A 1,718-nucleotide genomic window follows, 5' to 3' on the forward strand; every position below is an offset into this window, starting at 1 on the left:
CGGGTGCGGTTGCCGGAGTACATGGTCCCGTCCGCGTTCGTCGGTCTCGACGTCATCCCACTCAACGCCAACGGCAAAGTCGACCGGCGGGCCCTGCCGTCCCCGGACGACGTTCCCGGAGCGGACGACGGCTACGTCGCACCCCGTACGGTCACCGAGGAGCGGGTCGCGCAGATCTGGGCCGACGTCCTCGGCCGCGAGCGAGTCGGCGTCACCGACGGCTTCTTCGAGCTGGGCGGCCACTCGATCCGCGCGGTGGCGCTCGTCGGCGCGCTGCGAGGCGCCGGCTTCGACGTCGGGGTCCGGGAGGTCTTCGAGCACCGTACGGTCGCCGAGCTCTGCGAGTTCCTGACCGGACGGCCCGGCGCCGCCGAGGTCGAGGAGTACGTGGCCCCCTTCGCCCAGATCGGCGAGGACGACCGGGCGAAGCTGCCGGCGGACGCGGTGGACGCGTACCCGCTGTCGCAGGTGCAGCTCGGCATGCTCGTCGAGATGTTCGCCGACCGCGAGCAGCACGCCTACCACAACGTGTCGTCGTTCCGGGTCCGTGACGGCTCACCCTTCGCCGAGGAGGCACTGCGCGCCGCGGCCGCCGTCGTGACTGAGCGGCACGAGATGTTGCGTACGTCCTTCCACCTCGACTCGTGGTCGGTGCCGCTGCAGGTCGTGCGCGCCACCGCGGAGATCCCGGTGGCGTTCGGCGACCTGCGCGGGCTGGACGAGGACGCGCGCCGCAAGGCGCTGGCCGACCTCGCCGGCCGGGAGCGCGCCACGCTGTTCGACCTCGAGCAGGCCCCGCTGCTGCGCATGACAGCCCACCTCGAGGACGACGCCTGGTGGCTGACCGTGACGGTGTGCCACGCCATCACCGAGGGTTGGAGCCACCGCGCACTGCTGATGGAACTGCTGACCGAGTACGCCCGGCTCCGCGACGGCGAGCCGGTCACCGAGCGGTCCGCCCCGGCGGTGCGGTACGCGGACTTCATCGCGGCCGAGGGGCGCTCCCTGGCCTCCGACGAGGACCGGGACTACTGGCGGTCGGTGGTGGACGGGTACGCCCGGTTCACCCTGCCGCCGGCGTGGGCCGGGGATGCGTCGCAGCCGCGCGAGAAGTACCGCGTCGCCGTGCCGCTGCGCGACCTCGAAGCGGGACTGCGCGGCCTCGCCGTCCAGTCGGGGGCCTCGCTCAAGAGCGTGCTGCTGGCCGCCCACCTCAAGGTCATGAGCATCCTCACCCCCGACGAGGCGTTCTTCACCGGCCTGGTGTTCAGTGCCCGGCCAGAGGCGCCCGGTGCCGACCAGGTGTACGGCATGTACCTCAACACGCTGCCGTTCGCCTTCGACCGCGGCGCGCGCACCTGGGACGATCTCGTCCGCCGGGTATTCCTCAGGGAGACCGAGGTCTGGGGCCACCGCCGCTACCCGATGCCGGCCGTGCAGCGCCTCGCCGCGGTGGACCGGCTGCTCGACGTCCGGTTCAGCTACCAGGACTTCGACCACGTCGACACCGACCTGGTGGACTCCGAGCAGAGCGTGGGCGAGGGCGCGACCGAGTTCGGCCTGGCGGTCTCCGCCGTCGGCGGCTATCTCCTGCTCACCACGCACACGCACGCCCTGTCACGGGAGTCGGCGGAGTCCCTGGTGGGCCTGTACCGGCGGGTGCTCGAGTCGATGGCGGCGGGTGCCGGTGGTGATGCGCTGGCGTCGTACCTGTCGGT

At 72.2% G+C, this 1,718-nt stretch carries 1 protein-coding gene; it reads left to right on the forward strand.

Annotation, left to right across the window (positions count from 1 at the left end; translation table 11 throughout):
- Positions 1 to 1,718 (forward strand): condensation domain-containing protein (locus AB0C20_RS36080; protein WP_357569705.1); only part of this gene is annotated, 1,718 nt, incomplete at both ends.

Source organism: Micromonospora sp. NPDC048843, assembly GCF_040649965.1.
In the GTDB taxonomy this organism is placed as follows: domain Bacteria; phylum Actinomycetota; class Actinomycetes; order Mycobacteriales; family Micromonosporaceae; genus Micromonospora; species Micromonospora hortensis.